We start from the raw sequence: 25,519 nt of genomic DNA on the forward strand, positions 1-25,519 counted from the left end.
CAGCAGATCAATGATGGGCGCGATTATACCCCCAAAGGTGGGGCCCGGGTCCAGCCGATGGGGCCGACGAGGCCCAGCCCCCGGCTGACGGGAGAATGAGAAGCCTTCCGCTTCTCTTTGACGACACCTTGTGACACACTGCTACCCACCGGAAACCACTGGATATCAACGCTCATACGAGGACGCCCCCTGACTATGACCACCCTGCTCCTCAACAGCCTGGCGGCGGCACTGTACCTGCTCACCGGAGCCTATCTGATCTGGACCCTGCTTCAGGGCCGGGAGCCCCACCGCCGCCACCTGCTTATTGCGGTCGCCGTGGCACTGGTCGTCCATGGCATCGGGGTTTATCAACTGGTCGCGCTACCACGGGCTATCGAACTGGGCTTTTTCCGGGTCTCCTCGCTACTGTTCTGGGTCATCAATGCCGTGGTCCTGCTGAGCAGCCTGCGCAAACCCCTGCACAATCTGTTCATTCTGCTATTGCCGCTGTCCGCCCTGGGCATCATCGCCTCGTTACTGGGGCGCAATGCTTCGGGGCACCCACTGGTGCTCGATTACACCCTGGCCAGTCATGTGCTCCTGTCGATTCTGGCCTACAGCCTTCTGACCATCGCCACCCTGCAGGCGCTGCTTCTGGCCTGGCAGAATCACCAACTGAAGCACCGCCACCCCACCGGCCGGGTGCGCCTGCTCCCGCCGCTGCAGACCATGGAGGCCCTGCTGTTCGAGTTGCTCTGGGCCGGTCACCTGGCGCTGACCCTGTCGATCATTTCCGGCTTTGTGTTTCTTGACGACCTCTTTGCCCAGCACCTGGCCCACAAGACGGTGTTCTCACTCGCCGCCTGGGTCATCTACAGCGTGCTACTTGGAGGCCGTCACTACCTGGGCTGGCGGGGCTATACCGCCATCCGCTGGACGCTGGGCGGCTTTCTGCTGCTGATGCTGGCGTATTTTGGTAGCAAGTTGGTGTTGGAGCTGATTCTCGGGGCCGTCTGACTATTGATTCGGGGGGAGTTCTGCTTCAAGATACCCGGCCTCGCAGCAGAATGGGCATAAGTCGCCTTGAACGAAGCACCGCTAGAAATACTGTTTGCCGCGCTCATCGGACTGTTGGTCCTCTCCGCGTTCTTCTCCAGCTCGGAAACCGGGATGATGTCCATCAACCGGTACCGCCTGAAGCACCTGACCAAAAAAGGTGATCATCGGGCGATTCGCGTGACTGGCCTTCTGAAGACTCCCGACAAGTTGATCGGCCTGATTCTGATCGGCAACAACCTGGTCAATATTTTTGCCGCCTCCATCGCCACCGTCATCGGTGTTCGCCTCTACGGCGATGCCGGTATTGCCGCTGCGGGCCTGATCCTGACATTTGTCATGCTGGTGTTTGCGGAAGTCACACCCAAGACCCTCGCCGCCCTGTATCCCGAGCGTTTCGCCTTTTTTTCCAGCTGGTTCCTCAAGCCTCTGTCTGTGGTGCTCGCGCCCGCCGTCTATCTGGTGAACGGCATCTCCAAGAGCATTTCGCGGGTATTCGGCATCCATAAAGCGCACAGCGGCGTGGAGCATCTCAACCCCGAGGAGTTGAGAACCGTGGTCGATGAAGCCGGAGACCTGATCCCCGATCAGCATCAGGGGATGCTCTTGAATATTCTCGACCTGGAAAAGTCCACGGTTGAAGACATCATGATCCCCCGCAACGAGGTCGAAGGCCTGGACCTGACGCTACCCGTGGCCGACCTGCTGGAACAGATTCGCACCAGTGAGTACACCCGCCTGCCCCTGTTTGAAGGGGACATCAATAACGTGGTCGGTATTCTGCACCTGCGCAATGCGGCCCGCTTCATTCGCGGTACGGATGACAGTGTCACTCTCGATGATATTCGCCAGTTTGCGAACGAGCCCTATTTCGTCCCGGAAGCAACACCGTTGCACACCCAACTGCTGAACTTTCAGCAACAGAAGTGCCGCATGGCATTAGTGGTTGACGAGTACGGCGAGGTACAGGGACTGGTGACGCTGGAGGATCTTCTGGAGGAAATCGTCGGCGACTTCACCACCAATTCCGCCGAGGAATCCGATGAGGATATTCAGCCCCAGGATGACGGCACCTACCTGATTGACGGCGGCACTTTCATTCGGGACATCAATCGCGCTTTGGATTGGGACTTACCGCAGGACGGACCCAAGACGCTGAACGGTCTGGCGATGGAATACCTTGAAAGTATTCCGGACGCGCATATCGGCTTTGCGATTGACGGTTACCAGTTTGAGACCCGGGAACTGACGGACAAAATGATTTCCTGGCTTCGGGTCAAGCGCGTCCCCGCCACCAACTGACCACGCACTAACGCTGGCGGCGCTCCCGCCAGCGGCGCACCCTGAACAGTACAAAGCCCAGGATGGCCGCGGCAATAATCAGTCCCGCCAGTAGAACCGCTGCCACCCACAGCGTGTTGGCCAGGTCCTGCAGACTCACCCCCCATCCGTACACCGCCAACGCCAGAAACGCGGCGCAGGCCAGAAGGCTGACCCACAGGGTGCGGTACCGACGGTAGGTGGCTCGAAAAGACTTCATAGCTTACCTCTGCTGGCGCTTCGTTCCGGACGATGGGACAGGACTTATTCCCGGCGCCACTGGGTTCCGGTGGGTGAATCCAGAAGCACCACTCCCTGCGCCTGAAGCTGGTCGCGGATTTCATCCGCCCGGGCAAAATTCTTCGCCTTCTTGGCATCAGCACGCTCGGCAATCAGCGCTTCAACCTGCTCGGCACCGATCGCATCGGCACCACCGGCCTGTAGAAACCGATCCGGCTGATCCTGCAGCAGTCCGAACACAGCGCCCAGCGCCTTCAGCTCGGCGGCCATGGCCCGCGCCTTGTCGGAGTCGGACTCACTGTTCAGATCGCGAACCAGATCGTACATGACGGCTAACGCCAGGCGGGTGTTGAAATCATCGTTCATCGCCGAAACGAAGTCCCGATAATAAGCACTGCCTTCCAGATCCTTCATCGAGGCGGGCTCAACCTCCGCGTAATCACGCAGTGCGCCATAGAAGCGCTCCAGCCCGGTGCGCGCCTCGACCAGACTGTCCTCGGAATAATTGATCGGACTGCGGTAGTGACTGCCAATCAACAGATAGCGGACCACCTCCGGGTGATACTTCTCCAGCACATCGCGAATGGTAAAGAAGTTGCCCAGGGACTTGGACATTTTTTCACCGTCCACCCGTAAGGCACCGGCATGAATCCAGTAATTCACGTAGTGGCAACCGTTGGCGGCTTCGCTCTGGGCGATTTCATTTTCGTGGTGCGGAAACGGCAGATCGGGGCCACCGCCGTGAATATCGAAATGCTCACCCAGGCAGTGTTTGCTCATGGCCGAGCACTCAATATGCCAGCCCGGACGACCTCGCCCCCAGGGTGAATCCCATCCGGCCTCATCGGCCTCGGCGTGTTTCCACAGAGCAAAATCACGCGGGTCTTCTTTGGCCTCATCCACATCAATGCGGGCACCGGCGAGCAGCTCGTCGGGATTCTTGTTGCTCAGCCGCCCGTAGTCCTTGAATCGGCTCACCCGATAATAGACATCACCGTTGCTCGCCGCGTAAGCAAAATCCTTGTCAATCAGGGTCTGCACCATGGCGAGAATATCGTCGATATGAGCGGTTGCCCGTGGCTCGACATCGGGAGGAACAATACCCAGCTTGCCCTCGTCTTCGTGAGCGGCATCGATGAACCGGGCGGTCAGACTCTGATAGGGCTCACCGTTCTCCTCCGCCCGCCGCAATATCTTGTCATCGATATCGGTCAGATTGCGGACGTAGGTCAGGTCCCAACCCTGACTGCGCAGAAAGCGGGCAATCACATCAAACACCACCAGCACACGAGCATGCCCGAGGTGGCAGTAGTCATACACCGTCACCCCACAGACATACATGGAAATTTTGCCCGGCTGAATGGGTTGAAAGGCTTCTTTCTGTCGCGTCAGCGTGTTGTACAGATGCAGAGTCATAGTGAATTACTGTTGATCCATTTTGGCCCAGGTGTCGCGCAACTCGATGGTGCGGTTGAACACGGGCTTGTCGATGGTGGAATACTTGCTGTCCAGGCAGAAATAGCCGGAGCGCTCAAACTGAAAATGGTTACCCACTTTGGCTCCCGCCAGGCTGATCTCCGCCTTGCAGCTTTCCAGAATTTTGAGACTGTCCGGGTTGATCGCCTGCAGGAAGTCTTTGCCGCCCGAATCCGGTGACGGGTCGCTGAACAGACGGTCGTACAGGCGGACTTCGCAGTTGAGGTGATGGGTGGCCGACACCCAGTGGATTACGCCTTTGGGTTTGACGCCGTCCTGCGGGTCTTTACCCAGTGTATCCTCGATGATGCGCGCCCGAACCTCGATCACTTCGCCTTCATCGTTCTTGATGGCTTCATCGGCTTCAATCACATACGCATTGCGCAAGCGCACACGCTTGCCCAGCACCAACCGCTTGTACTTCTTGTTGGCTTCCTCGCGGAAGTCATCCTGTTCAATGTATAGCGTATGGGTAAACGGCAATACACGCTCACTGAAGTCATCCCGGTTCGGATGCCCTGGCGCGCGCATTTCCTCGATGCGATCCGACGGGTAGTTGGTCAATGTCACCTTCAGCGGGTGCAATACACACATGGCGCGCGGCGCGTTCTTGTCCAGATGATCACGCACGGCATACTCGAGCATGCCGACATCCACGACACTATCGGACCGGGTAACGCCAATCGCGGTGCAGAAATTACGCAGTGCTTCCGGCGGGTAGCCGCGCCGACGCATACCGGAAATGGTGGGCATGCGAGGGTCGTCCCAACCATCAACATGCCCTTCATCCACCAGCTGTTTCAGTTTGCGCTTGCTGGTGATGGTGTAATTCACATTGAGGCGCGCGAACTCGTACTGTCGGGGTCTGGCGGGCACCGGGAGATTCTCGATAAACCAGTCATACAAAGGCCGGTGATCTTCGAATTCGAGGGTGCAAATGGAATGGGTAATCCCTTCCAGGGCGTCACTCTGCCCATGAGCGAAATCGTAGGACGGATAGATGCTCCAGGTGTCCCCGGTGTGGTGATGGTGCGCCTTTTTAATGCGGTAAATGATCGGATCGCGCAAATTCATGTTTGGCGCCGCCATATCAATTCTGGCACGCAATACACACTCACCTTCCGCGAATTCACCGCGACGCATTTTTTCAAAGCGCTCCAGGTTCTCCTCTACGGAGCGATCCCGATAGGGGCTGTTGCGGCCGGGCTCGGTGAGCGTGCCGCGATACTCGCGCGCCTGATCCGGACTCAGGTCACAGACATAGGCCTTGCCTTCACGAATCAGGTGCAGCGCCCAGTCGTAAAGATTCTGGAAATAGTCGGAGGTATAGCGAACCGGGCCTCCCCATTCAAAACCGAGCCACTGGACATCCGCCTTGATCGCGTTGACATACTCTTCGTTTTCTTTTTCCGGGTTAGTATCGTCGAAACGCAGATGACAGACACCGCCAAACTCCTCCGCCATACCGAAGTTCAGGCAGATGGATTTCGCATGTCCGATGTGAAGATAGCCATTGGGCTCCGGGGGGAACCGGGTCACCACCTGTTGCACCTGGCCCGATTCAATATCCTTGCGGATGATCTGCTGAATAAAATGCAGGGGCTTTTCCGGTGCGCGGTTTTCTGCAGTACCCGCAGTGTCTTTGGTGTCTTTGCCCGTGGCGGGCGAATGATCGCTCATACGACTTGCGTTCCCATTGGTCTCGGTTGAATTCGAGTGTCCCGAAGATTGCGAAAGCCCGGTAAAACGGGCTATCAGATTGGTTTGAAAAGCGGCCTATTGTAAACACTCCCCCCGGTTTTTCCTAGCGAACCGGTGCCCCACCGCTCCCGGAATGTCAGGATCAGGGCGCGGTCTGCAAGGAGGAGCGGTAATCTTCCCGTCGCTGCAATTGATATTCGCGCACCGCTTTGTTGTGAGCCTCCAGGGTGTCAGAAAACACATGGGTACCATCGCCCTTGGCCACAAAATAGAGCGCCGTTCCAGGCGCCGGATTGACCGACGCAGCCAGGGCTTCTCGCCCGGGCAGCGCGATCGGGGTGGGAGGAAGGCCGGAGTTGGTGTAGGTGTTGTAGGGCGTCGGCGCTCTCAGATCCCGGCGGGTCAGCCGCCCTTCGTACCGATCCCCCATACCGTAGATCACGGTGGGATCCGTCTGCAGACGCATCCCACGGTTCAGGCGGCGTACAAACACCCCGGCAATCTCTTCCCGCTCCCAGGGCGCCCCGGTTTCCCGCTCGATGAGTGACGCCATGATCAATGCCTCATAGGGCGTCTCATAGGGCAGGCCGTCGGCCCGCTGCGACCACACCCGCTCAAGTTCCTCACGCATGATCCGATGCGCTCTGCGCAACAGCTCAACGTCACTGGTGCCCCGAGCAAACCGGTAGGTGTCCGGAAAAAACCAGCCCTCAGGATGCGCCACATCCAGCCCGAGCCGCGCCACTTGCTGCTCGCGGTTCAGTCCCTTGAGTTCCGCGACAATGGTTTCCTCGCTGTGTAGTGCGGCCAGGGCCTGAGCAAAGGTCCAACCCTCAATCAGGGTCACTTGATGAAGTACAACCTCACCCGCGTTGAGTTGCTCCAGCAGCGTGCGGGGAGTCAGCCCGGGGCGAAGGTGATACTCGCCTGCATGAACCCCGGTCTGCTCAGTCAGGCGCGCATACAATCGCAGCGCCCGGGGATGACGCAAAATGCCCTGGGCGCCAAGCTCTGATGTCAGATGGCTCAGCGTCTCCCCCCGGGTGAGCTCCTGGCGCAGGCCATCCTCCGGCAATGCCAGCGGGCTGTTCAGCCAGTGGTACCCGTAAGCGGCAAGCCCGCCGGCGAGCAGCACTCCCAAAATAATCAGTTTCCCCAACAGCCGCTTCACGGCACCTCCTTCAGATTTCTGTTATCGGCCAGCCAATGCTCAAAGCAGCTCTGTAATTGCCGGGTCTGAGGGCCGACCGTCCACGTTTCGCCACCGGGCGCCAACCCGGTCACCGGCCAGATGCCAAACACGCTATTGCAGACAAACCATTCCCGGGCCCCGATCAGAGCCTCACGGGTCACCTGGCCCTCCTGAACCACCAGGTCCAGCTGTGGCCCCAGGACCTCCATGATCAGGCGACGCATGACACCGGCCACACCATTACGGTCCAGGCGCGGGGTCCACCAGCCATCCTCAAGGCGGATGAAGACGTTACTCAGGGTGCCCTCGATGATATGCCCGGCCGCATCGCTCAGCAGCCCCTCAGGGTATTCGTCGTCCCATTCCATCCGGGCGAGCACATACTCCAGGCGATTCAGGTGCTTCATGCCAGCCAATACCGGATTATCCCCCAGGCGGTGGCGACACTCGTGGAGCACCACACCGTCCCTGCCCTTCTGCCAGGCGGGTGAGACGCCGGGACGCAATTGCCAGCAATAACTGATCTGCGGGTGTTTCGGAGGCTGATAAGCCTTGCCACCGACGCCACGGGTAACGACCAACTTGAGGGTGCCGTCCACAGTCGGCAGGCGCGCGAGTAACCGCTCCCGCTCCCGTTCGAGGCGATCGGTATCCAGAACCAGACCCAGCCTCCGGGCGCCGGCGATCAGCCTCTGCCGATGGAAAGACCAGAGTGGTACCTGGCCGGCGCGCACCCTGGCAGTTTCGAATAAACCGTCACCATAGGCCAGGCCGCGATCCAGGGGAGAAAGCGTCGCGCCAAATTCACCGTTGGTCAGTGTGATCACTTCTGAATCTGTCATACAGGGAGTCTACCAAAACCGGACACAAAAACGCCGGAGTGCAGCACACTCCGGCGTCCGAACCTACCCAAAGCTGACGGACTAGAGTTTGCGGAAGATCAACGAACCGTTGGTGCCACCAAAGCCGAAGGAGTTGGACAGAACCGCGTCAATCTTGCGCTCCTGGGCGGTATTCGGCACCAGGTTGATATCATCACAACCTTCATCCGGATTGTCGAGGTTGATGGTCGGCGGCGCCACCTGATCCCGAATGGCCAGAACGCTGAAAATGGCTTCCACCGCGCCGGCGGCACCCAAAAGGTGACCGATCATGGACTTGGTAGAGCTTACCGCCACCTGGTCCACAGCGGACCCCATGACGCTCTTCACGGCCTGGCACTCCGCCCGGTCGCCCGCCTGAGTGGAGGTGCCGTGGGCGTTGATGTAGTTGATCGCCTCGGTCGGAATGCCGGCATCGCGAATGGCGTTGCGCATCGACAGCGCCGCACCGGCGCCATCGGCGGGCGGTGACGTCATATGGTAGGCGTCGCCACTCATACCAAAACCCACCAGCTCGGCATAGATTTTCGCGCCGCGCGCCTTGGCATGTTCGTACTCTTCGAGCACCATGACCCCGGCACCATCGCCCAGCACAAAGCCATCACGATCTTTGTCCCAGGGGCGGCTGGCCGCTTCAGGGGCATCATTTCGGGTGGACAGCGCGCGCGCCGCGGCAAAACCGCCCAGGCCCACAGGGGTGGTGGCCATTTCGGCACCGCCGGCAAGCATAACATCGCACTCGTCATACATGATGCTGCGCGCCGCATAGCCGATGCTATGGGTACCGGTGGTGCAGGCGGTGGTGATGGCAATGTTCGGACCGCGCAGACCGTACATGATCGACAGGTTGCCCGAGATCATATTGATGATGGCGCCGGGCACAAAAAACGGCGAAATACGACGCGGGCCCTTGTGCTCGATCATCAGTGCACCGTCTTCGATGGAACCGATCCCGCCGATGCCGGAACCGATGGAAACCCCCATCCGATGGCTGTTCGCTTCATCCACCTCGAGACCGGAGTCCCGCATCGCCTGGATACCGGCCACCATGCCGTACTGAATGAACGCGTCCATTTTGCGAGCGTCTTTTACCGGGTAGTAGCCATCAACAGAAAAGTCCTTCACCGATGCACTGAACCGGGTGGTGAAAGCCGAGGGGTCAAAATGGCTGATCGGGGCTGCCCCGCTGACACCGTTGACGATTCCTCGCCAGCTGTCAGCAACAGTATTTCCCAATGGGCTGACCATACCCAGCCCGGTAACTACGACTCGTTTGCGCGACACCTTGAAAGCTCTCCGACAAAAATGACAATCACCGAGCCCGGGCCAGCTCCCGCTGCGGTGCAACGAGGGCCGGCCCGGGACCGAGTGTGATCTGGCATTATCGCCGTCCGGGACGGCAATAAGCAAAAGAAAAAGCCGTACTATTTCACAATAATACGGCTTTTCGGAAGACGGTAATCAACCAGCTTGAAGATTACGCCAAGTTGGCATTGATGTAATCGATAGCCAACTGAACAGTGGTGATCTTCTCGGCTTCTTCGTCAGGAATTTCGGTTTCGAATTCCTCTTCCAGAGCCATTACCAGCTCGACGGTATCGAGAGAGTCGGCACCCAGATCTTCAACGAAAGAAGCTTCGTTTTTAACTTCTTCTTCTTTCACACCCAGTTGCTCGGCAACAATTTTTTTAACCCGTTCTTCAATGCTGCTCATGATGTTATATAACTCCTAGTAGGTAGTATCGACGAAGCCAATACCGGACCCGGAAATACCGGTAATACCCGGAAAGACTCCTTAGATTAAGCTACGGACAAAATCGACGCGCATTTTACATCGAATTGCCCCGGGTTGTAACGGATATGGCCAATTTTCTTTGATTTTTACAAAAACCCATTAAAAATCAAAAGGTTAACCAAAGCCATTACGCCATATACATGCCCCCGTTGACATGTATCGTCTCGCCGCTGACGTAACCTCCGGCATCACTCGCCAGGAAGGCAACCACAGAGGCAATCTCCTCAGGCTGGCCCAGACGGCCAAGAGGGATCTTGTCGAGCAACTGATTGCGCTGCTCTTCCGGCAGAGCACGGGTCATATCGGTATCGATGAACCCCGGCGCCACGGTGTTAACCGTAATACCCCGCGAGCCTACCTCAGCGGCCAGTGATCTTGCAAATCCGGCAACTCCGGCCTTACTGGCCGCATAGTTGGACTGGCCCGGATTGCCCATGGCACCGACCACGGAACTGATGTTGATGATGCGCCCCCAGCGGGCCTTCATCATGCCGCGAAGCACCGCTTTGCTCAGGCGGTAGACGGCGCTCAGATTGGTGTTGATCACATCAAACCATTCGTCGTCGCTCATCCGCATCAGCAGATTATCCTTGGTGATACCGGCATTGTTCACCAGAATCGCGGGCAGACCGTGCCGCGCCTTCATGTCCGCCAGCACCGATGCGACCGACTCGGCATCGGTCACATTGAGCACCATACCTTCGCCGGTGACGCCCTGGGACGCGAGACGCTCAGTAATCCGGTCGGCACCGGCCTGGCTGGTCGCGGTACCCACCACCACAGCGCCCGCAGCGCCCAGCTGCTCGGCAACAGCGGCGCCAATGCCCCGACTGGCACCGGTAACCAGCGCTACCTTACCCTCAAGATTGTTCATGGGTGTTATTCCCCTTTGGTCTGTTGCAGTACCGCCTGGAGGTCTTCAGGCGATTCAATGGAAAGCGTGTTCAGCGATTTATCGATACGCTTATTGAGGCCCGAGAGAACTTTGCCCGGCCCACACTCAACTGTGCTGGAAACGCCACTGTTGACCAGAGCGCGGACACAGTCGACCCATAGCACGGGACTGTAGATCTGCTCGATCATCAGGCGCTTGATCGCCTCCGGATCCGTTTCACTTTTGGCGTTCACATTATGAATCACAGGAATCGTCGGCGCACGGAACTCGGTCTCAGCAATTTTGGGGGCCAGACCGTCCGCGGCCGGCTGCATCAGACTGGTGTGGAATGGGGCGCTGACCGGCAGAGCCAGGGCACGTTTGGCGCCCGCCGTTTTACAGAGAGCCATGGCGCGATCGACGGCAGCCGAAGCCCCGGCGATGACAACCTGACCCGGCGAATTGAAGTTGACCGGCGCCACGACTTCTCCTTCAGCGCCCTGCTCACACGCCTTGATAATGGCGTCGTCTTCGAGCCCGATGATGGCGGCCATACCGCCCTGCCCCGCTGGCACCGCTTCCTGCATCAGCTTGCCGCGTTGCTGCACCAGAGCAATGGCATCGGCAAAGCTGACCACATCCGCCGCCACCAGCGCCGACCACTCACCGAGACTGTGACCCGCCAGCAGTGCGGGCACCGCGCCGTTCTGGGACTTCCAGACGCGCCATACGGCCGTGCTCGCTGCCAGCAACATCGGCTGGGTGCGCTCGGTGAGGTTGAGCTGCTCCTGAGGCCCCTTTTGAACCAACTCCCACAGGTCATAGCCAAGCACATCGGACGCTTCGGCAAATGTATCCGTCACTACGCCGTATTCCGCGGCCAGATCCGCCAGCATACCCACCTTTTGCGAACCCTGGCCGGGGAAAACAAAGGCCAACGATTGTTCGGACATAAACTCCACCTCTTATGATGTTGTTTCCAGAACCACGAAGCGCACCCTTCGGTCAGGACTCCGCGAGCTCGGTTTCAATATGTTCTGTTACCCGCCGGCGCACCTGCTCTATAGCCACATTCAGGGCTCCGGCAAAGGCCCCCTCATCAGCGCCACCGTGACTTTTGATCACCGGCCGCCTGAGCCCCAGGAAAATGGCCCCGTTGTAGGCGCCCGGGTCCAGCTCGGTGCGCCAACGGCGAAGCAGGGGCATCAACAGGGGAACCGCCAGGCGATAACGCCAGCGCGATCGGATACCCGAGCGCAGCTTCTCGCCAATCAGCTTCGCCACACCTTCGCTGGCCTTGAGCGCGACGTTTCCGGCAAAGCCATCGCAGACCACCACATCGGCCCGCCCGGTGTAGATATCATCCCCTTCAATGTAGCCGATATAGTGCAGGCGGCGGTCATCGGCCATCAGCCGACTGGCGGCCTGCACCACTTCAGGGCCCTTGCCGGACTCGACACCGACATTCAGCAGGGCCACTTCGGCATCCCGGCCCAGTTCCCGAGTCGCCAAGACCGCGCCCATCAGGGCAAACTGGTGCAACTGCTCCGCCGTCGCCTGAGGATTGGCGCCAAGGTCCAACATCCAGGTTCGCCCACGGGACACCGGCATCGCCTTGCAGATGGCGGGTCGCTCGATGCCCGGCAGGCTTTTCAGAAGGTAGCGGCCCATCGCCATCAACGCCCCGGTGTTGCCAGCACTGACGCAGGCATCGGCCTGACCGGTGCGCACCAGATCCAACGCCCGCCACATGGAGGTTTCACGCCCGTGACGAAGCGCCGCGCGCGGATCATCATCCATCGCCACCCAGGATGGCGCATGATGCACGGAGACAGAGGACGGGAGAGTCGCGGGCAGCAAGCGCTCCAGAACGGAACGTTCACCCACTAGGATAAAGCGAACCCCGGAAGCGGCCGAGGTTGCCAATCGGAGCACCGCCAAGATAGCAGTGCGGGGACCTAAGTCCCCGCTCATAGCGTCTACCGCTATACGAATCATTTCCGGATGGCTGAGTAGTCAGCGACTCCGAAATTACTCGTCGTTGCCGGTGTCGACCACTTTACGACCGCGGTAAAAACCGTCGGCAGACACGTGGTGACGCAGGTGTTTTTCACCGGTCGTCGGGTCTACTGACAGCGCTTTTCCGGTCAGCGCGTCGTGAGAGCGACGCATGCCACGCTTGGAACGGGTCTTACGGTTTTGTTGTACGGCCATGATGATCTCCTGTTGACAATACCACTGAAGCCGGGGCGCCTCACGATTTCGGCGAGCCCTTGAGTTGCTTCAGAACTTGAAACGGGTTTTTTGTCGGCTCCGGCTCCACCGGCTCGCCACTGCTGAGCAATTGCTCATCAATGCACAGCGCCTCGTGATAAGCCACCGACGGCAAACTTAACAATAGCTCTTCTTCTACCATTGTGTAGAAGTCCGTGTTTCCATCCTCCGGCAATATCCAGGGATCCAGGGCGCGAGGCAGCTGTCGGGCTTCCTCTTCCGTGCGCACCAGTGCCAGCTCAATCTGCGCGTCCACCGCAACGGTCACCGGACCGAGGCAGCGTTGGCAGGTAAACACCAGATCAGCGGCGGCCGAACCTTCAACCACCAGCTTACCGGCCTCACTGATCCCGAAGGTCAGATCCACGCGAGCCTGCGCCCCTTCCTCCAACAGCAGATCCTGAATCCGGGTCAGTTGATCCACCGGCACATAGCCACTGATCCGGACGCCCTGTTGCGCGAATTTGCGCGGGTCGCCCTGACGCGGCAGAGGCTTGTCAAAGGGGGCTGAAAACATAAGCGCGCAATAATAGGGATAAGCGCCGCCTGTGTCAAAGAAAAAAGTGGCCAAAGGCCGCAACGACGGGGGTTTCCGTTAAAATGTTGACCGATTATCACTGTTTTTCGGAGATTGACCCATGCCAGAGCTATTATTGGCCTCCCGCTCGCCCTATCGACGCCAGCTACTCGAGCGGCTGAATCTGACCTTCACCTGCACCGCTCCCGAGGTTGATGAAACCCCCGCCCCAGGTGAAACACCAGAGGCCCTGGCCCGGCGACTGGCCCACATGAAGGCCCGCGCCCTGGCACCCACCGAAGCTCACGACCTGTTAATCATTGGCTCGGACCAGGTGGCCACCCTGGATGGCGAACAGTGCCTCGGTAAACCGGGCGATCACCAGAGGGCCGTTGAACAACTGCGCGCGGCCAGCGGGAAGGTGGTCACCTTTTACACCGGCCTTTGTATTTACGATGCCCGCACCGGTACTGATGAAACCCGGTGCGAGAGCGTCCGAGCGCACTTTCGCCCCCTGACGGACACACAGATTGAGCAGTATCTGCGGCAGGAAACGCCCTACGACTGCGCCGGCGCTTTCAAAGTGGAGGGGCTGGGCATTTGCCTGTTCGAGCGCCTGGAGGGCGATGATCCGAATGCACTGATCGGTCTGCCGCTGATCCAGTTGACCGAAATGCTGCAAAAGGCCGGTCTCGACCCCCTGCTCATGCCAACGGCGTCCCGTTAGCTTACAACCGATCCCACCGGAGCAGCCCATCAAACTGATCCAGGCACAGGGCGGGCTCATAGGGATGCAGCCGATCAATGGTATGGGCACCGTAACTGACGGCAATGCGATCCATGCCCGCTCGACGTCCCATTTCCATGTCGTATTCGGTATCCCCCACCATGACCGCGCTGGACGGCTCGGCCCGAAACGCCTCCAGCAATTGATGAAGCATCAGCGGATGCGGCTTCGAGGCGGTCTCATCGGCGCAGCGGGTGCCGTGAAAAAAACCATCAAGCCCCATGACCTTCAACACCCGATCCAGCCCCACCCGGCTTTTGCCGGTCGCCACGGCCATCTGATGCCCATCGTCACGCAACCGGGTCAGCGTTTCCATTACCCCGGGGAACAGCTCGGAGGGCTGCGCCTGATCGGCACGCAGATAGTTCGACCGATACCGATCGCGCAGCAGGCCATGCCCTTTGTCATCCTGATCCGGGAACAATAAATGAAGCGCCTCGGGCAAACCTAGCCCGATGATGTTCTGCACGGCAGCAGCTTCCGGGATCGGCCAACCGAGATCCTCGGCCGACTGTTGCATGGCCCGGGTAATCAGGCCTGTGGAATCGCTCAAAGTGCCATCCCAGTCAAAAATCAACAACAACGCTTATACCTCTTGATAACGTCCATCAAACACTCATAGCCTCATTCGTATTGGCGTCACTCTTGGGGCGTTTGCGCCAGAACGGTCTGCAGATCATCCGGCAGCGGTGCAACCACGCGCGTCATGGCCGACTGGTCCGGGAGGTAAAAACCCAGCTCCGCGGCATGCAGGAACAGGCGCTTTACGCCCCCCGCCCGCCAACGCCTATTGGCTTCATCATCGCCGTACTTCTCATCCCCAACCAGACTGTGGCCGGCGGACTGGGCATGAACCCGAATCTGGTGAGTCCGCCCCGTAATCAAATGTGCCTCGACCAGGGTCGCCCCCTCAAAGCGCCGCAGAACCCGAAACCGGGTCAGGCTCGGCTTGCCCTCCGGATGCACCTTGACGATCCGGTCACCGTTGATTTCCAGGCGCATCAGGGGCGCATCGACTTTGGTTTTACGCTCAGACCAGCGCCCCAGCACCAGCGCCTGATAGATTTTGGTGACGCCGCTGGCGCTCTTGTCTCTGAGCGCCGCCTGCATATGACGGAGCATACTGCGCTTTTTGGCCACCATAATGCAGCCGGACGTATCCCGATCCAGCCGGTGGATCAATTCCAGAAAGCGGGCCTCCGGCCTCATCTGCCGCAGCACCTCAATCAACCCCAGACTGACACCGCTCCCACCGTGAACGGCGAGACCCGGCGGCTTATTGAGCACCAACAGTCCCTCGTTCTCGAACAGGATGGCGCTATCAAGCTGACGAACCAGTTGATCGCTGGGCTTGGGTGCGGGCGCACTTTGGGTCACCCGCACCGGGGGCACACGGACCTGATCCCCAGAGACCAGACGATAATCGGGTTTGACCCGACCTTTATTCACCCGCACTTCGCCCTTGCGCAAAATGTTGTACACCCGGGACTTGGGCACCCCTTTGAGGCGAGCCATCAGGAAGTTATCGATTCGCTGACCGGCCTGGTCAGCATCAATCGTCAGCCACTGAACCTGAGTGGGTGGCGTCTGGGGCGGCGGGGCCGACCGGGAGGAAGAGGAGGGTTTAGTCATGGCGCGCATGATAGCGTAAACCGGGCCGGGTCGCGACGGGATACTCCCCGACGACAGGCTCGGGCCCGAAAACAAAGGCAGATTGAAGCTTTTTGCAATTACTGTTATATTCCGGGCTGCTGGGACAGGCAGGTTTCCGGACAGGTAAGCGTAAATCAGGCCTGTTGCGAGGAAATACCGCTGACAGCAACAGGGCCACTTCGGGCCAGGCGAGATGGTTTACCTCCCCCCGATGTTGGCCAGTGAACTGACAAAACCGGTGCTACCGCAACGACGCCCGAAAGGCCTGCGGGGCACCCCATGACCATCGCGCCAACCGCGTGATAGCCATAGTTGATACTGTACGTGTTTTTGTAGAACTCTGATTTCTACGCATTGCCGGCCAGGTGATTTTCCGGCGTCACAGCGAACACAGGGTCCAGACCAAGATGGTTTCTGGCGGACCTGAGAGATACCACGTGACGATTCGGCACCCGAACACAACACCGGCACTGCCAGATTCCACGCGGAACCCCCCGTTGAGCCCAGCTCCACCCGGGGAACCGCCTGAAGCCGAAACGAGAAAACTAGAGTTTCATGGAGCAGGATTGCATGACGATCAAGGCAACCGACAGCCCCCTCCGCCGACCGGCTCTTTGCCGGGCGGAGCCTGTGGCTGGCCGTCTGCCTCTGCCCCCAACCCCGACAGGCTCTACCCTGGAGCCCGGTCGGCCCTAAGGTTGTAAAACACAACAGCGTTAACCTTGGTTATTCCGCCGGCCTGGCGCCCCGGACGACTATATTAGGTAACGCATGAAAAGAATGCTCATTAATGCAACTCAACCCGAAGAGTTGCGCGTAGCGCTGGTCGACGGCCAATGGCTGTACGACCTGGACATCGAAAATCGCAATCGAGAGCAGAAAAAAGCCAACATCTACAAAGGCAAAATAACCCGGGTTGAACCCAGCCTGGAAGCCGCCTTTGTTGACTACGGTGCCGAGCGCCACGGCTTTCTCCCCCTGAAAGAAATCTCCCGCGAGTACTTCAGCAAAGCCCCCAACGATGTTGAGGGCCGCATCAAGATCAAGGAAGTGGTCAAAGAAGGTACCGAAGTGATCGTGCAGGTCGACAAAGAGGAACGCGGCAACAAAGGCGCCGCGCTCACCACTTTTGTCAGCCTGGCGGGTCGCTACCTGGTCCTGATGCCCAACAACCCCCGCGCCGGTGGCATTTCCCGCCGCATCGAAGGGGAAGACCGGGCGCAGCTCAAAGATGCCCTGAGCGGCGTCGAAATCCCCTCCGGGATGGGAATCATCATTCGCACCGCCGGCGTTGGCCGCAGCGCGGAAGAGCTTCAATGGGACCTGAACTACCTTCTGCAACTGTGGGAATCGATCGACAAGGCCGCCAAAAGCGCCCCGGCACCGAACTTCCTGTTTCAGGAAAGTAACGTCATCATCCGCGCCATTCGCGACTACCTTCGCCAGGACGTCGGCGAAGTGATCGTGGATAACAAGGAAGCCTTCGATCTGGCCAACGGTTTCATCCAACAGGTGATGCCCAACTTCGGCAGCAAGGTCAAGCTGTACAACGACGACATTCCGCTGTTCAACCGTTACCAGATTGAAAGCCAGATCGAGACCGCGTTTCAGCGCGAAGTCAAACTGCCTTCCGGCGGCTCCATCGTCATTGATGTGACCGAGGCATTGGTGTCCATCGACATCAACTCCTCGCGCGCCACCAAAGGCGGCGACATCGAAGAGACCGCCCTGCAGACCAACCTGGAAGCCGCTGACGAGATCGCCCGGCAATTGCGTTTGCGGGACATGGGCGGCCTGATTGTGATCGACTTTATCGACATGCAGCCTGCCCGCAATCAACGGGAAGTGGAAAACCGCATGCGCGACGCGTTGAACATGGACCGGGCCCGCGTTCAGGTAGGCCGCATTTCACGCTTTGGCCTGCTCGAAATGTCGCGCCAGCGCCTGCGCCCTTCCCTGGGCGAAGTGCACTCGAAAGTCTGCCCCCGCTGTAACGGTCAGGGCACCATTCGCAGCACCCGCTCTCTGGCCCTGTCGATCCTGCGTCTGGTGGAAGAAGAAGCACAGAAAGAGCGCAGCGCCGAGATCCGCGCGATCGCGCCGGTTTCTGTGGCCACCTATCTGCTCAACGAAAAACGCAAAACCATTTCCAACATCGAGCAGCGCAACAGCACCCGCGTGGTCGTCGTGCCGAACGCCGACATGATGACGCCACACTTCGAAGTTCAGCGTCTGCGCGATGACGACGAGGGCACGCTGGAGACCAGCTACAAAATTGTCGCCACCGCCGACGAACACAGCGAAGAGGAAGTGGAAACCAGCAGCAAGCCGGCGCCCCTGCCCCAGCCCGCTGTGCAACCGGCCGCGCCCACAGAAGCGGCACCCACGCCCGTGGCACCCAAAGAGCCCAGCCTGTGGGAGCGTTTTGTCGCCCTGCTGGCAGGTCTGTTCAAGGGTAATGAAGAGGACAAGAAGTCATCGTCGTCGAAAGGTCGCGGCCATCAACGCAGCCGGCACAGTCGCGGCGGCAACCAGAATCGACGTCGCGAGGGCGGCAACCGCAACCGCCGCGGTGGTCGTCGTGATGAACGCGGCAACCAGCGCGATGGCGACAGTCGCCCTGAAAAGCGTCAGGACAAAGCCGCCGACAAAGCCTCGGACAACAGTCAGGACAAGGGGCAGGAAAAAAACACAGAAGGCAACAGCGGTCGCCGTTCCCGTGGTGGCAGAAACCGTCGCGGTGGCGCCGGCAACAAGCCGGAAACCCGCGGTGATAACAGCCAGCCGAAAGACGCCTCACCGCAGAAAGCCGAGGCCGCCGAGGTCAATGAGCCGGCACAAGAGCAGGCCACCAATGAGCAGCAGGAAAACCGGCCGCCCAAGCGCCCGGCGGGACGTCGCACCCGTTCCGGCCCCCGTCGCCGTAACCGCCGCGAACTGCCCGAGGAGGTGATCGAGAAGGCCAATGAAATCCAGGCCGCCAATCAGGACACCACCGACAACGTGAAGGCCGAGCGAAGCAACCGGGCTAACCGTGACCAGAAGGCAGGCTCCGAGGCCCGCAGTGACAATGCGACCGACGACAAACCCGCCAAGGCGGATACGTTGGCTCGTCGCACTGACACAGGACCAGTGACGGCTCAGGCAGACACAGACCAGAGTGAAGAGCGCGAAGCGCGGCGCACTCGCGGCAACACTGAGGCCCGCAACACCGCGACCACTGAGGAGCCTCAATCTCCGAAGGACGCCGACGCTGAAGCCACCATCAAGCCAACGGCTACGGCGGAACTTCGGGAAGAGGCGCCCCGTCGCGTCAGCCAGCGTCAAGTGGGCGAGCCTCGCCCAACCCAGGACGCCGCTGCCCCGAAAGTCGACACGGCAGAAAGTAGCACCACAAAAAGCGATACCAAAGCGGCGCAGAACGCAACGGATACTGAGGCACCCCAGGGCCGCTCGGTAACCGACGCGGGCTCGGCTGAAACCGACGCCGAGGTCTCTGCCAAAGCGGTCCAGCCGGCCACTCCAGAGCCGGTCGCTGAGCCCGCCAATACCGCCGCCCCGGCGGAGCCCGCAGCGCCCGAGGAAAATGCGCTAGCCGAGGACGAGGCAAGCAAAGAAAGCGTCACCGCCGACACTCAGGAGCCGACAACCGCTGAGGCGCCGGCAGCCACTGCAGAACCCGCAGAGGCTCCGGCCGCGCCGGCAGAGGAGACGCAGGAAGTCAGCGCACCGACTCCGGAGCCCGCACCCCGCTCGTCGGCGCGGGCGACCAATGATCCGCGTCTGGCTCCCCAGCCCAAGGTACCGACGGAGATCGTGACCGAGCACCGTCAACGCTCCGCAGCCCAGGCGCTGGATACCCGGCAACCGCCCGCGGTAAGCCACAACCCACGGCCTCTGGCGCGCCCGGCAAATGACCCGCGCAACCGGCAGGCTCCAGAGGTTGAGTCAAGCGCCAGCGAGTAAACCTCGTAACGGCAAGTACAAAGGGCGCTCTCTTCGGGGAGCGCCCTTTTTTTGGCTCTTCAATCACTACTAAGTCTTCGAAATCCTTGAGTTTTTTTCCGCCCTCCCCTTGCCCCACAGAAAAAGCTCTGTATAATTTGCCCCTCTTCGGAAGGGTGGCAGAGCGGTTGAATGCAGCGGTCTTGAAAACCGCCGTAGGTTAATAGCCTACCCAGGGTTCGAATCCCTGCCCTTCCGCCATATAAAAACCCCTGCCAGCAATGGCAGGGGTTTTTTTATGGCAAAAGGGACGGGTAAGAACCCTCCGTTCGACTAACAAATATTTACACCACCCCCCCTAGAACTCCCCCAACCCGCCCCCATCTAATGCAACAAGCTTGGCAAGTTTCCGCCGGTTCCAGTATGATCTATGTCAGGCAATATTTGTCATCAATGGAGAAAAGCAATGCGAGAGCTCTACACCCAGAATGCCCGTGCTGATATCGGCAGCAGCATTGAGGTCAACAAGGTTTTGCGCAACACCTATATGTTGCTGGCACTGACCCTGGCCTTCAGTGCCGTGACCGCGGGTATCGCCATGGCCATCAATATGTCTCACGGCATGGGGCTGATCATGAGCGTCATTGCCATCGTATTGGTCTGGTTCGTACTGCCCAAAACCGCCAACTCCTCGGCCGGTCTGGGCGTCGTGTTTGCGTTCACCGGTCTGATTGGCGCCAGCCTCGGCCCCATCGTGAATCATTACCTGGCCATGTCCAATGGCGGCTCCATCGTTTTGCAGGCCCTGGGCGGCACTGCGGTCATTTTCCTCGGGCTGTCCGGCTACACCCTGACCACTCGCAAGGACTTCAGCTTCCTGCGCGGTTTTGTTGCGGTCGGCCTGATGGTGATGATCGCCTGTATGCTGTTGCTGATCGGCGCCTCCCTGTTCGGTTTTGATGTATCTGCCCTGAGCTTGGCCTTCTCTGCCGGTATTGTGTTGCTGATGTCGGCACTGATTCTGTTCCAGACCAGCGCCATTATTCATGGCGGTGAGACCAACTACATCATGGCGACCACATCACTGTACCTGTCAATCATCAACCTCTTTACCAGCCTGCTGCACCTGCTCGGTGCCAGCAACGAGTAAAGCGGGACGCACCACCATGAAAAAAGCCCCGTAGATCGGGGCTTTTTTTGTTTCAGGAACCAGCGCTGATGAAATTCTCACTCGCCGTATACGCCGCACCCTTCAACTCAGAGGCCAGCCAGAGCGCCCTGAACTTCGCGCAGGCACTCCTGCGCCAAGGCCACGACATCTATCGCGTTTTTTTCTATCAGGAGGGAGTGGCAACAGGTAATCGGCTCGCCACTCCCGCTCAGGATGAACAGAACCTGGTGGAGGAATGGCGAACCCTGGCCCGCGAGAACGCCATCGATGTGGTCGTCTGCATCGCCGCGGCGTTGCGTCGAGGCATTCTCAATCAGGAAGAGGCTGACCGCTACGAGCACGATGTTGCCAACCTTGCACCGGAGTTCAGTTTAAGCGGTCTGGGGCAGTGGGTGGACGCAGCGGTTCATGCCGACCGGGTCGTCACGTTTGGTGCCTGATGGAAAGGAGATGGAAATGAGTTGCCGCTTATTGTTTGTGATGCGCCACGCCCCCTACGGTAGCAGCACCGCCCGGGAGGCCCTGGATGCGCTCCTGGCGACCGCGGTATTCGGCCAGGACGTCGGCGTCCTGTTCATGAATGACGGGGTTTTTCAATTGGTACGGGATCAGTCTCCCGACACCCTCCCCCAGAAAAATCTGGCGTCAAGCCTGCAGGCATTACCGATCTACGACGTCGAACGATTGTATGTACACACCCCCTCACTGACCGAACGGGGTCTGGTAATGTCCGATCTGGTCATGGACAACCTTATCGAGCTGGACAACCGTGCGGTAGGCCGCCTGTTTTCCGAGCAGGACCAACTCCTCAGCTTTTAAGGTCGTTCTTCATGAGCACACTCCATACCGTCAATAAATCCCCATTTGAACACCGGACCCTTCGCGCCTGCCTTGATGTCTGCCAACCCGGGGACGCGGTGCTTCTGATTGAAGATGGTGTCTACGGCGCCCTGCCCGCCTCACCGGAAGCGAGTGCACTGAACGACTTGCACGAACGTCAGATTGAGGTGTACGCGCTGGAAGCGGACCTTAAGGCTCGCGGCCTGATGGAACGGATCGCGAACGGAGTGTCGATCTCGGACTATGAGAAATTCGTGGCGCTATCCGTCGCGCACAACACAATCCAGAGCTGGTACTGACATGTCACTGACAGTGGACGGTAAGACGTTGAGCACAGACAAGGAAGGCTATCTGAAAGACTTGGGGGACTGGAGTCCGGCGGTCGCCGAGGCGCTGGCCAGTCGCGAAAACATTACTCTGACAGCAGAGCACTGGGAAGTGATTGAACTGCTGCGTGAATTCTACCGCGAGTTCGAACTATCCCCCGCCATGCGCCCGCTGGTCAAGCGGGTGGGGCAAAAACTCGGCACGGAAAAAGGGCGCAGCATTTACCTGATGAAACTGTTTCCGCCCAGTCCGGCCAAGATTGCCAGTAAAATCGCCGGGCTGCCCCGCCCCGACAATTGTCTGTAGCCTGAACGAAGTTTACAGACCGAGGGGGTCGGTGTTTTTGCGCGCGAAGTACTCTCGGGTCAGACCTACCACAACACTGGATAGCGCCAGTAACGCAATCAGATTGGGAATGGCCATCAGGCCATTGAGAATATCCGCAAGAATCCAGACCACACCCAGGCTCATATTGGCGCCGACCGGAATCGCCAGCACCCACAGCACCCGAAACGGCTTAACCACACGCTCACCCATCAAGTACTGGGCACAGCGTTCACCGTAGTAGCTCCAGCCCAACAGGGTCGTGAACGCAAACAGGGAGACGCTCAGTGCGATCAAATGTTGCCCCTGGGGAATCACCGATGCGAAAGCCTCTTGGGACATGGCCGCACCCTCGGCCCCTGTCTGCCAGGCCCCCGTGACGATCAACACCAGGCCCGTCACGGTGCACACCACCAGTGTGTCGATAAAGGTGCCGAGCATCGCTATCAGCCCCTGGCGTACCGGGCTGTTAGTCTGCGCCGCCGCGTGGGCAATAGGCGCGCTACCCAGGCCCGCCTCGTTAGAGAACACCCCTCGGGCAACCCCAAACTGAATCGCCATCATCACGGTGGCGCCGGCAAAACCGCCGGTCGCCGCGGTCCCGGTGAAAGCGGAGTCAACCACCAACAGGACCGCCGCCGGCAGCACCGGCAAGTGGAGCGCCAGAATCACCAGCCCCGACAGAAGGTAGACGATGGCCATGAACGGCACCAGTTTCCCGGCGACACTGGCCAGACGCTTGATACCACCGATCAGAACGGCCCCCACCAGCGCCATAAGCAGGACACTGGTAATCCAGGGGCTGATGTTGAAACTCTCGGACAGTGCATCGGCAACGGAATTGGCCTGTACCGTGTTGCCGATACCAAACCCCGCGAGCATGCCAAAAAAAGCGAACAGAGCGCCGAGCCACATCCAGCGTTTGCCCAGACCGTTCTTGATGTAATACATGGGGCCACCGACGTGGCGCCCCTGATGATCGGTTTCCCGGAACTGGACCGCACACACGGCTTCGGCGTACTTGGTCGCCATCCCCACCAGGGCGCTGCACCACATCCAGAACAACGCACCCGGGCCGCCAATGCCGATGGCCGTGGCGACCCCCACGATGTTGCCCGTGCCGATGGTCGCGGACAGCGCCGTCATGAGCGCGTTAAAGCCGCTGATGTCCCCTTCGCCCTGAGCCTGGCGGCCCTGGAAGAGTTGCCGGAAAGCGGTGCCGATGCGTCTCAGGGGCATGGCGCCGAGTCGCACCATCAGGAAAAGGCCGGTGCCCAGAATCAGCACCAGCATGAACTCCCCCCACACCAGATCACTGAGGGTCTTCAAAAAGCTTTCCAGTGAACGGATGGCGGAGGAGTCAGTCATGGATTAGATGGACTTGATGGTGCCTTTGGGCAGAACGGCGTGAACCGCAACCTTCTGGAACTTCTGCTCAATGTTTTCGCCGGTTTCCAAAACGATGTAGTTGTCGTCAACCTTGAGGATTTTGCCCAGCAGGCCGCTGGTCATGACCACTTCATCACCTTTGCTCAACGCGGACACCAGGTTCTGATGCTCTTTTTGACGCTTGCGCTGCGGGCGGATGATAAACAGGTACATGAACACAAACAGGCCCACAAACATCAGCAGAGTGACCATCGGGTTACCCTGGGGTTGCGCAGCATCTTGAGCCATTGCGGCGGGAATAAAGAAATCCATGAAACAAGCCTCATTTTTCTAGGTCGGAAAAAGGGCTAACTCTACCCTGTTTGTGCGGGGCAGGCAATTACATGGAGGGGGTTGGTCGGTGAAAATCAAGAAGCCCCAGCCGCTGGGGACGGCTGAGGCAATCGCCAAATCTGTGGTCAGGCGTAATCGCGAAACAGCTTGCGGAAGACACTCGGAGAAAGTCCGGTCCACCGCTTGAAAGCGTTGGTAAAACTGGTGCGGTCCGAAAAGTCCAATGCTTTGGATACCGCATCAACGCTCATATGCTGATCAATAAGAAACTTGATCGCATAGTGGAAACGTAGACTGTCCCGCAGTTGGGCAAAGTTTTCGCCCTGCTGCTGCAAACGACGCTGCAAAGTCCGTTTTGACAGGTCCAGATCCTCGGCAATGTAATCAATTGCCAAAGGGTCCTGACCGACGCGACGGTGCAGAACATCCAGAACCTTGGCGGCCACCCCTTCTGCCGGGGGAATACGCGCTAACTCCAGATATTCATGATAAGACCGGACACCGGGCGTGGCGAACGGGCGTGCCGCACTTTCACTGATTCGATCGTCGATACGCTGTAACTGAATCATACAGGCCTCTCCTTCTGCCAAAAACTCTGGGCATTGAAAATTAATGACGCTGGGTGGTCGCGGAGCGACTGTCAACCGAAGCCGCCAGTAACCGAGCTCGCGCGATCGTTATTGTCGACCAGCGGACAGGCCATGCCTGAGCCCTGATCGGTCCCGAGGTTTGACGGTCAACCCTGTACCTCGAGGGCCGGGCCCTCAACCTCAAGACATTTCTAGTATAGGCCAATCGAAGCGGAATTGTCGCTAACGGAGTCAAAAAACCCGACATTCAGCGGGACTAAGATCACATTTTTATTAAAAACCTGATCTTATACCGTAAAAGTCACCCTCGACTCCGATTTGGCCTAACCAGTGCGTCATTAACTTCCAAAATGCTCTCGAACCCAGGACAGAATCACCTGGTCGTGGTTTTTGGTGGTGAACTTTTCAGGGATGGCCCGCAGACGCCCTTCTTTATCAATGATGAAGGTGGTGCGAATCAGCCCCATAAACTCTTTACCGGCAAACTGCTTCAGCCCCCAGACGCCATATTTTTCGGCAATCTGGTGCTCCGGGTCGGACAGCAGGTCAAAGGTCAATCCCTGTTTGGCAATAAACTTCTGCAGTGCCGGCTCCTTGTCCGGACTCACTCCCAATACGACCGTATCGTACTGCGCCAGTTCCGCGAGCGAATCGCGCATGCCACAGGCCTGGACGGTGCAGCCCGGGGTGGAGGCCTTGGGATAGAAGTACAACACGACGTTCTGTTTACCTTTGAAGTCTTTCAGGCTGACCGCTTCACCATTCTGATTGTTCAGGGTGAAAGCCGGGGCCAGATTGCCGATTTTCGGTAATGCCATGGTTCGCTCCGAATTGCATTGTCAAAGATCATCT

General features: G+C 59.0%; 27 protein-coding genes and 1 tRNA gene. 10 read left to right on the forward strand and 18 right to left on the reverse strand.

Going from position 1 to position 25,519, the window contains the following annotated elements:
• The first annotated feature begins 195 nt into the window (after positions 1–195).
• The gene (locus EDC38_RS04100) at positions 196–999 is read left to right on the forward strand and encodes a cytochrome C assembly family protein (RefSeq protein ID WP_123637419.1); all 804 of its coding nucleotides are present in this window, start codon (positions 196–198) and stop codon (positions 997–999) included.
• 66 nt (positions 1,000–1,065) lie between these two features.
• Complete coding sequence (locus EDC38_RS04105; protein WP_024460243.1) at positions 1,066–2,340, forward strand: HlyC/CorC family transporter; 1,275 nt, start codon at positions 1,066–1,068, stop codon at positions 2,338–2,340.
• A gap of 7 nt (positions 2,341–2,347) precedes the next feature.
• Here the strand turns inward: EDC38_RS04105 and EDC38_RS04110 are convergent, their stop codons facing one another.
• The 12 genes from EDC38_RS04110 to EDC38_RS04165 form a co-directional block, all read right to left on the reverse strand.
• Complete coding sequence (locus EDC38_RS04110) at positions 2,348–2,578, reverse strand: hypothetical protein (protein ID WP_024460244.1); 231 nt, start codon at positions 2,576–2,578, stop codon at positions 2,348–2,350.
• Between the two features lie 44 nt (positions 2,579–2,622).
• Entirely contained in the window at positions 2,623–4,014 is a 1,392-nt protein-coding gene (gene cysS, locus EDC38_RS04115; protein ID WP_123637420.1) for a cysteine--tRNA ligase, read from the reverse strand.
• 6 nt (positions 4,015–4,020) lie between these two features.
• On the reverse strand, positions 4,021–5,754 hold the full coding sequence (locus EDC38_RS04120) for a glutamine--tRNA ligase/YqeY domain fusion protein (RefSeq protein ID WP_123637421.1): 1,734 nt from the start codon (positions 5,752–5,754) through the stop codon (positions 4,021–4,023).
• Positions 5,755–5,917: 163 nt separating this feature from the next.
• On the reverse strand, positions 5,918–6,946 hold the full coding sequence (gene mltG / locus EDC38_RS04125) for an endolytic transglycosylase MltG (RefSeq protein WP_211331039.1): 1,029 nt from the start codon (positions 6,944–6,946) through the stop codon (positions 5,918–5,920).
• Positions 6,943–7,809 (reverse strand): aminodeoxychorismate lyase, encoded by an 867-nt coding sequence (gene pabC / locus EDC38_RS04130; RefSeq protein ID WP_123637422.1) that lies wholly within the window; start codon positions 7,807–7,809, stop codon positions 6,943–6,945. The genes mltG and pabC overlap by 4 nt, the downstream gene beginning before the upstream one ends.
• An 81-nt stretch (positions 7,810–7,890) precedes the next feature.
• Positions 7,891–9,132: a beta-ketoacyl-ACP synthase II gene (gene fabF, locus EDC38_RS04135; protein ID WP_123637423.1), complete on the reverse strand. Its 1,242-nt coding sequence runs from the start codon at positions 9,130–9,132 to the stop codon at positions 7,891–7,893.
• A gap of 193 nt (positions 9,133–9,325) precedes the next feature.
• Positions 9,326–9,562, reverse strand: a complete 237-nt coding sequence (gene acpP, locus EDC38_RS04140) for an acyl carrier protein (protein WP_012487300.1) — start codon at positions 9,560–9,562, stop codon at positions 9,326–9,328.
• 208 nt (positions 9,563–9,770) lie between these two features.
• On the reverse strand, positions 9,771–10,517 hold the full coding sequence (fabG, locus tag EDC38_RS04145) for a 3-oxoacyl-ACP reductase FabG (protein ID WP_123637424.1): 747 nt from the start codon (positions 10,515–10,517) through the stop codon (positions 9,771–9,773).
• Between the two features lie 5 nt (positions 10,518–10,522).
• Positions 10,523–11,470, reverse strand: a complete 948-nt coding sequence (gene fabD, locus EDC38_RS04150) for an ACP S-malonyltransferase (RefSeq protein WP_123637425.1) — start codon at positions 11,468–11,470, stop codon at positions 10,523–10,525.
• Between the two features lie 52 nt (positions 11,471–11,522).
• Positions 11,523–12,515 (reverse strand): phosphate acyltransferase PlsX, encoded by a 993-nt coding sequence (gene plsX / locus EDC38_RS04155; protein WP_123637426.1) that lies wholly within the window; start codon positions 12,513–12,515, stop codon positions 11,523–11,525.
• A gap of 33 nt (positions 12,516–12,548) precedes the next feature.
• A complete protein-coding gene (rpmF, locus tag EDC38_RS04160) occupies positions 12,549–12,731 on the reverse strand; it encodes a 50S ribosomal protein L32 (RefSeq protein WP_024460253.1) in 183 nt (60 codons plus the stop codon).
• A gap of 40 nt (positions 12,732–12,771) precedes the next feature.
• Entirely contained in the window at positions 12,772–13,308 is a 537-nt protein-coding gene (locus EDC38_RS04165) for a YceD family protein (RefSeq protein WP_024460254.1), read from the reverse strand.
• A 121-nt stretch (positions 13,309–13,429) separates the two neighbouring features.
• Here EDC38_RS04165 and EDC38_RS04170 point away from each other — a divergent pair, with 121 nt between their 5' ends.
• Positions 13,430–14,035, forward strand: a complete 606-nt coding sequence (locus EDC38_RS04170) for a Maf family protein (protein WP_123637427.1) — start codon at positions 13,430–13,432, stop codon at positions 14,033–14,035.
• Position 14,036: 1 nt separating this feature from the next.
• Here the strand turns inward: EDC38_RS04170 and EDC38_RS04175 are convergent, their stop codons facing one another.
• Both EDC38_RS04175 and rluC read right to left on the reverse strand, forming a co-directional pair.
• Positions 14,037–14,678 (reverse strand): HAD-IA family hydrolase, encoded by a 642-nt coding sequence (locus EDC38_RS04175; protein WP_123637428.1) that lies wholly within the window; start codon positions 14,676–14,678, stop codon positions 14,037–14,039.
• 56 nt (positions 14,679–14,734) lie between these two features.
• Positions 14,735–15,727 (reverse strand): 23S rRNA pseudouridine(955/2504/2580) synthase RluC, encoded by a 993-nt coding sequence (gene rluC / locus EDC38_RS04180; RefSeq protein ID WP_123637429.1) that lies wholly within the window; start codon positions 15,725–15,727, stop codon positions 14,735–14,737.
• Positions 15,728–16,519: 792 nt separating this feature from the next.
• On the opposite strand from rluC, the gene rne reads away from it, so the two are divergent.
• From rne to EDC38_RS04215, 7 genes are all read left to right on the forward strand, one after another.
• The gene (gene rne, locus EDC38_RS04185) at positions 16,520–19,714 is read left to right on the forward strand and encodes a ribonuclease E (RefSeq protein ID WP_123637430.1); all 3,195 of its coding nucleotides are present in this window, start codon (positions 16,520–16,522) and stop codon (positions 19,712–19,714) included.
• 149 nt (positions 19,715–19,863) lie between these two features.
• A tRNA-Ser gene (locus EDC38_RS04190) sits at positions 19,864–19,954 on the forward strand.
• Between the two features lie 205 nt (positions 19,955–20,159).
• A complete protein-coding gene (locus tag EDC38_RS04195) occupies positions 20,160–20,843 on the forward strand; it encodes a Bax inhibitor-1/YccA family protein (protein WP_123637431.1) in 684 nt (227 codons plus the stop codon).
• 68 nt (positions 20,844–20,911) lie between these two features.
• Positions 20,912–21,304, forward strand: coding sequence for a sulfurtransferase complex subunit TusD (gene tusD, locus EDC38_RS04200; RefSeq protein ID WP_123637432.1), 393 nt, complete (start codon positions 20,912–20,914; stop codon positions 21,302–21,304).
• Between the two features lie 16 nt (positions 21,305–21,320).
• A complete protein-coding gene (gene tusC, locus EDC38_RS04205; protein WP_123637433.1) occupies positions 21,321–21,683 on the forward strand; it encodes a sulfurtransferase complex subunit TusC in 363 nt (120 codons plus the stop codon).
• 11 nt (positions 21,684–21,694) lie between these two features.
• Positions 21,695–22,003, forward strand: a complete 309-nt coding sequence (tusB, locus tag EDC38_RS04210) for a sulfurtransferase complex subunit TusB (RefSeq protein WP_123637434.1) — start codon at positions 21,695–21,697, stop codon at positions 22,001–22,003.
• Between the two features lies 1 nt (position 22,004).
• A complete protein-coding gene (locus EDC38_RS04215; RefSeq protein WP_123637435.1) occupies positions 22,005–22,337 on the forward strand; it encodes a TusE/DsrC/DsvC family sulfur relay protein in 333 nt (110 codons plus the stop codon).
• Between the two features lie 12 nt (positions 22,338–22,349).
• Here the strand turns inward: EDC38_RS04215 and EDC38_RS04220 are convergent, their stop codons facing one another.
• The 4 genes from EDC38_RS04220 to bcp form a co-directional block, all read right to left on the reverse strand.
• Positions 22,350–23,723, reverse strand: coding sequence for an alanine/glycine:cation symporter family protein (locus EDC38_RS04220; RefSeq protein WP_246004330.1), 1,374 nt, complete (start codon positions 23,721–23,723; stop codon positions 22,350–22,352).
• 3 nt (positions 23,724–23,726) lie between these two features.
• Positions 23,727–24,056 carry a preprotein translocase subunit YajC gene (yajC, locus tag EDC38_RS04225; protein ID WP_024460265.1) on the reverse strand — a complete coding sequence of 110 codons (330 nt, stop codon included), beginning with the start codon at positions 24,054–24,056 and terminating at the stop codon, positions 23,727–23,729.
• Positions 24,057–24,202: 146 nt separating this feature from the next.
• Positions 24,203–24,646 carry a helix-turn-helix domain-containing protein gene (locus tag EDC38_RS04230; RefSeq protein WP_024460266.1) on the reverse strand — a complete coding sequence of 148 codons (444 nt, stop codon included), beginning with the start codon at positions 24,644–24,646 and terminating at the stop codon, positions 24,203–24,205.
• A 359-nt stretch (positions 24,647–25,005) separates the two neighbouring features.
• Positions 25,006–25,485: a thioredoxin-dependent thiol peroxidase gene (bcp, locus tag EDC38_RS04235; RefSeq protein WP_123637436.1), complete on the reverse strand. Its 480-nt coding sequence runs from the start codon at positions 25,483–25,485 to the stop codon at positions 25,006–25,008.
• Positions 25,486–25,519: the final 34 nt, after the last annotated feature.

The organism is Marinimicrobium koreense (genome assembly GCF_003762925.1).
In the GTDB taxonomy this organism is placed as follows: domain Bacteria; phylum Pseudomonadota; class Gammaproteobacteria; order Pseudomonadales; family Cellvibrionaceae; genus Marinimicrobium; species Marinimicrobium koreense.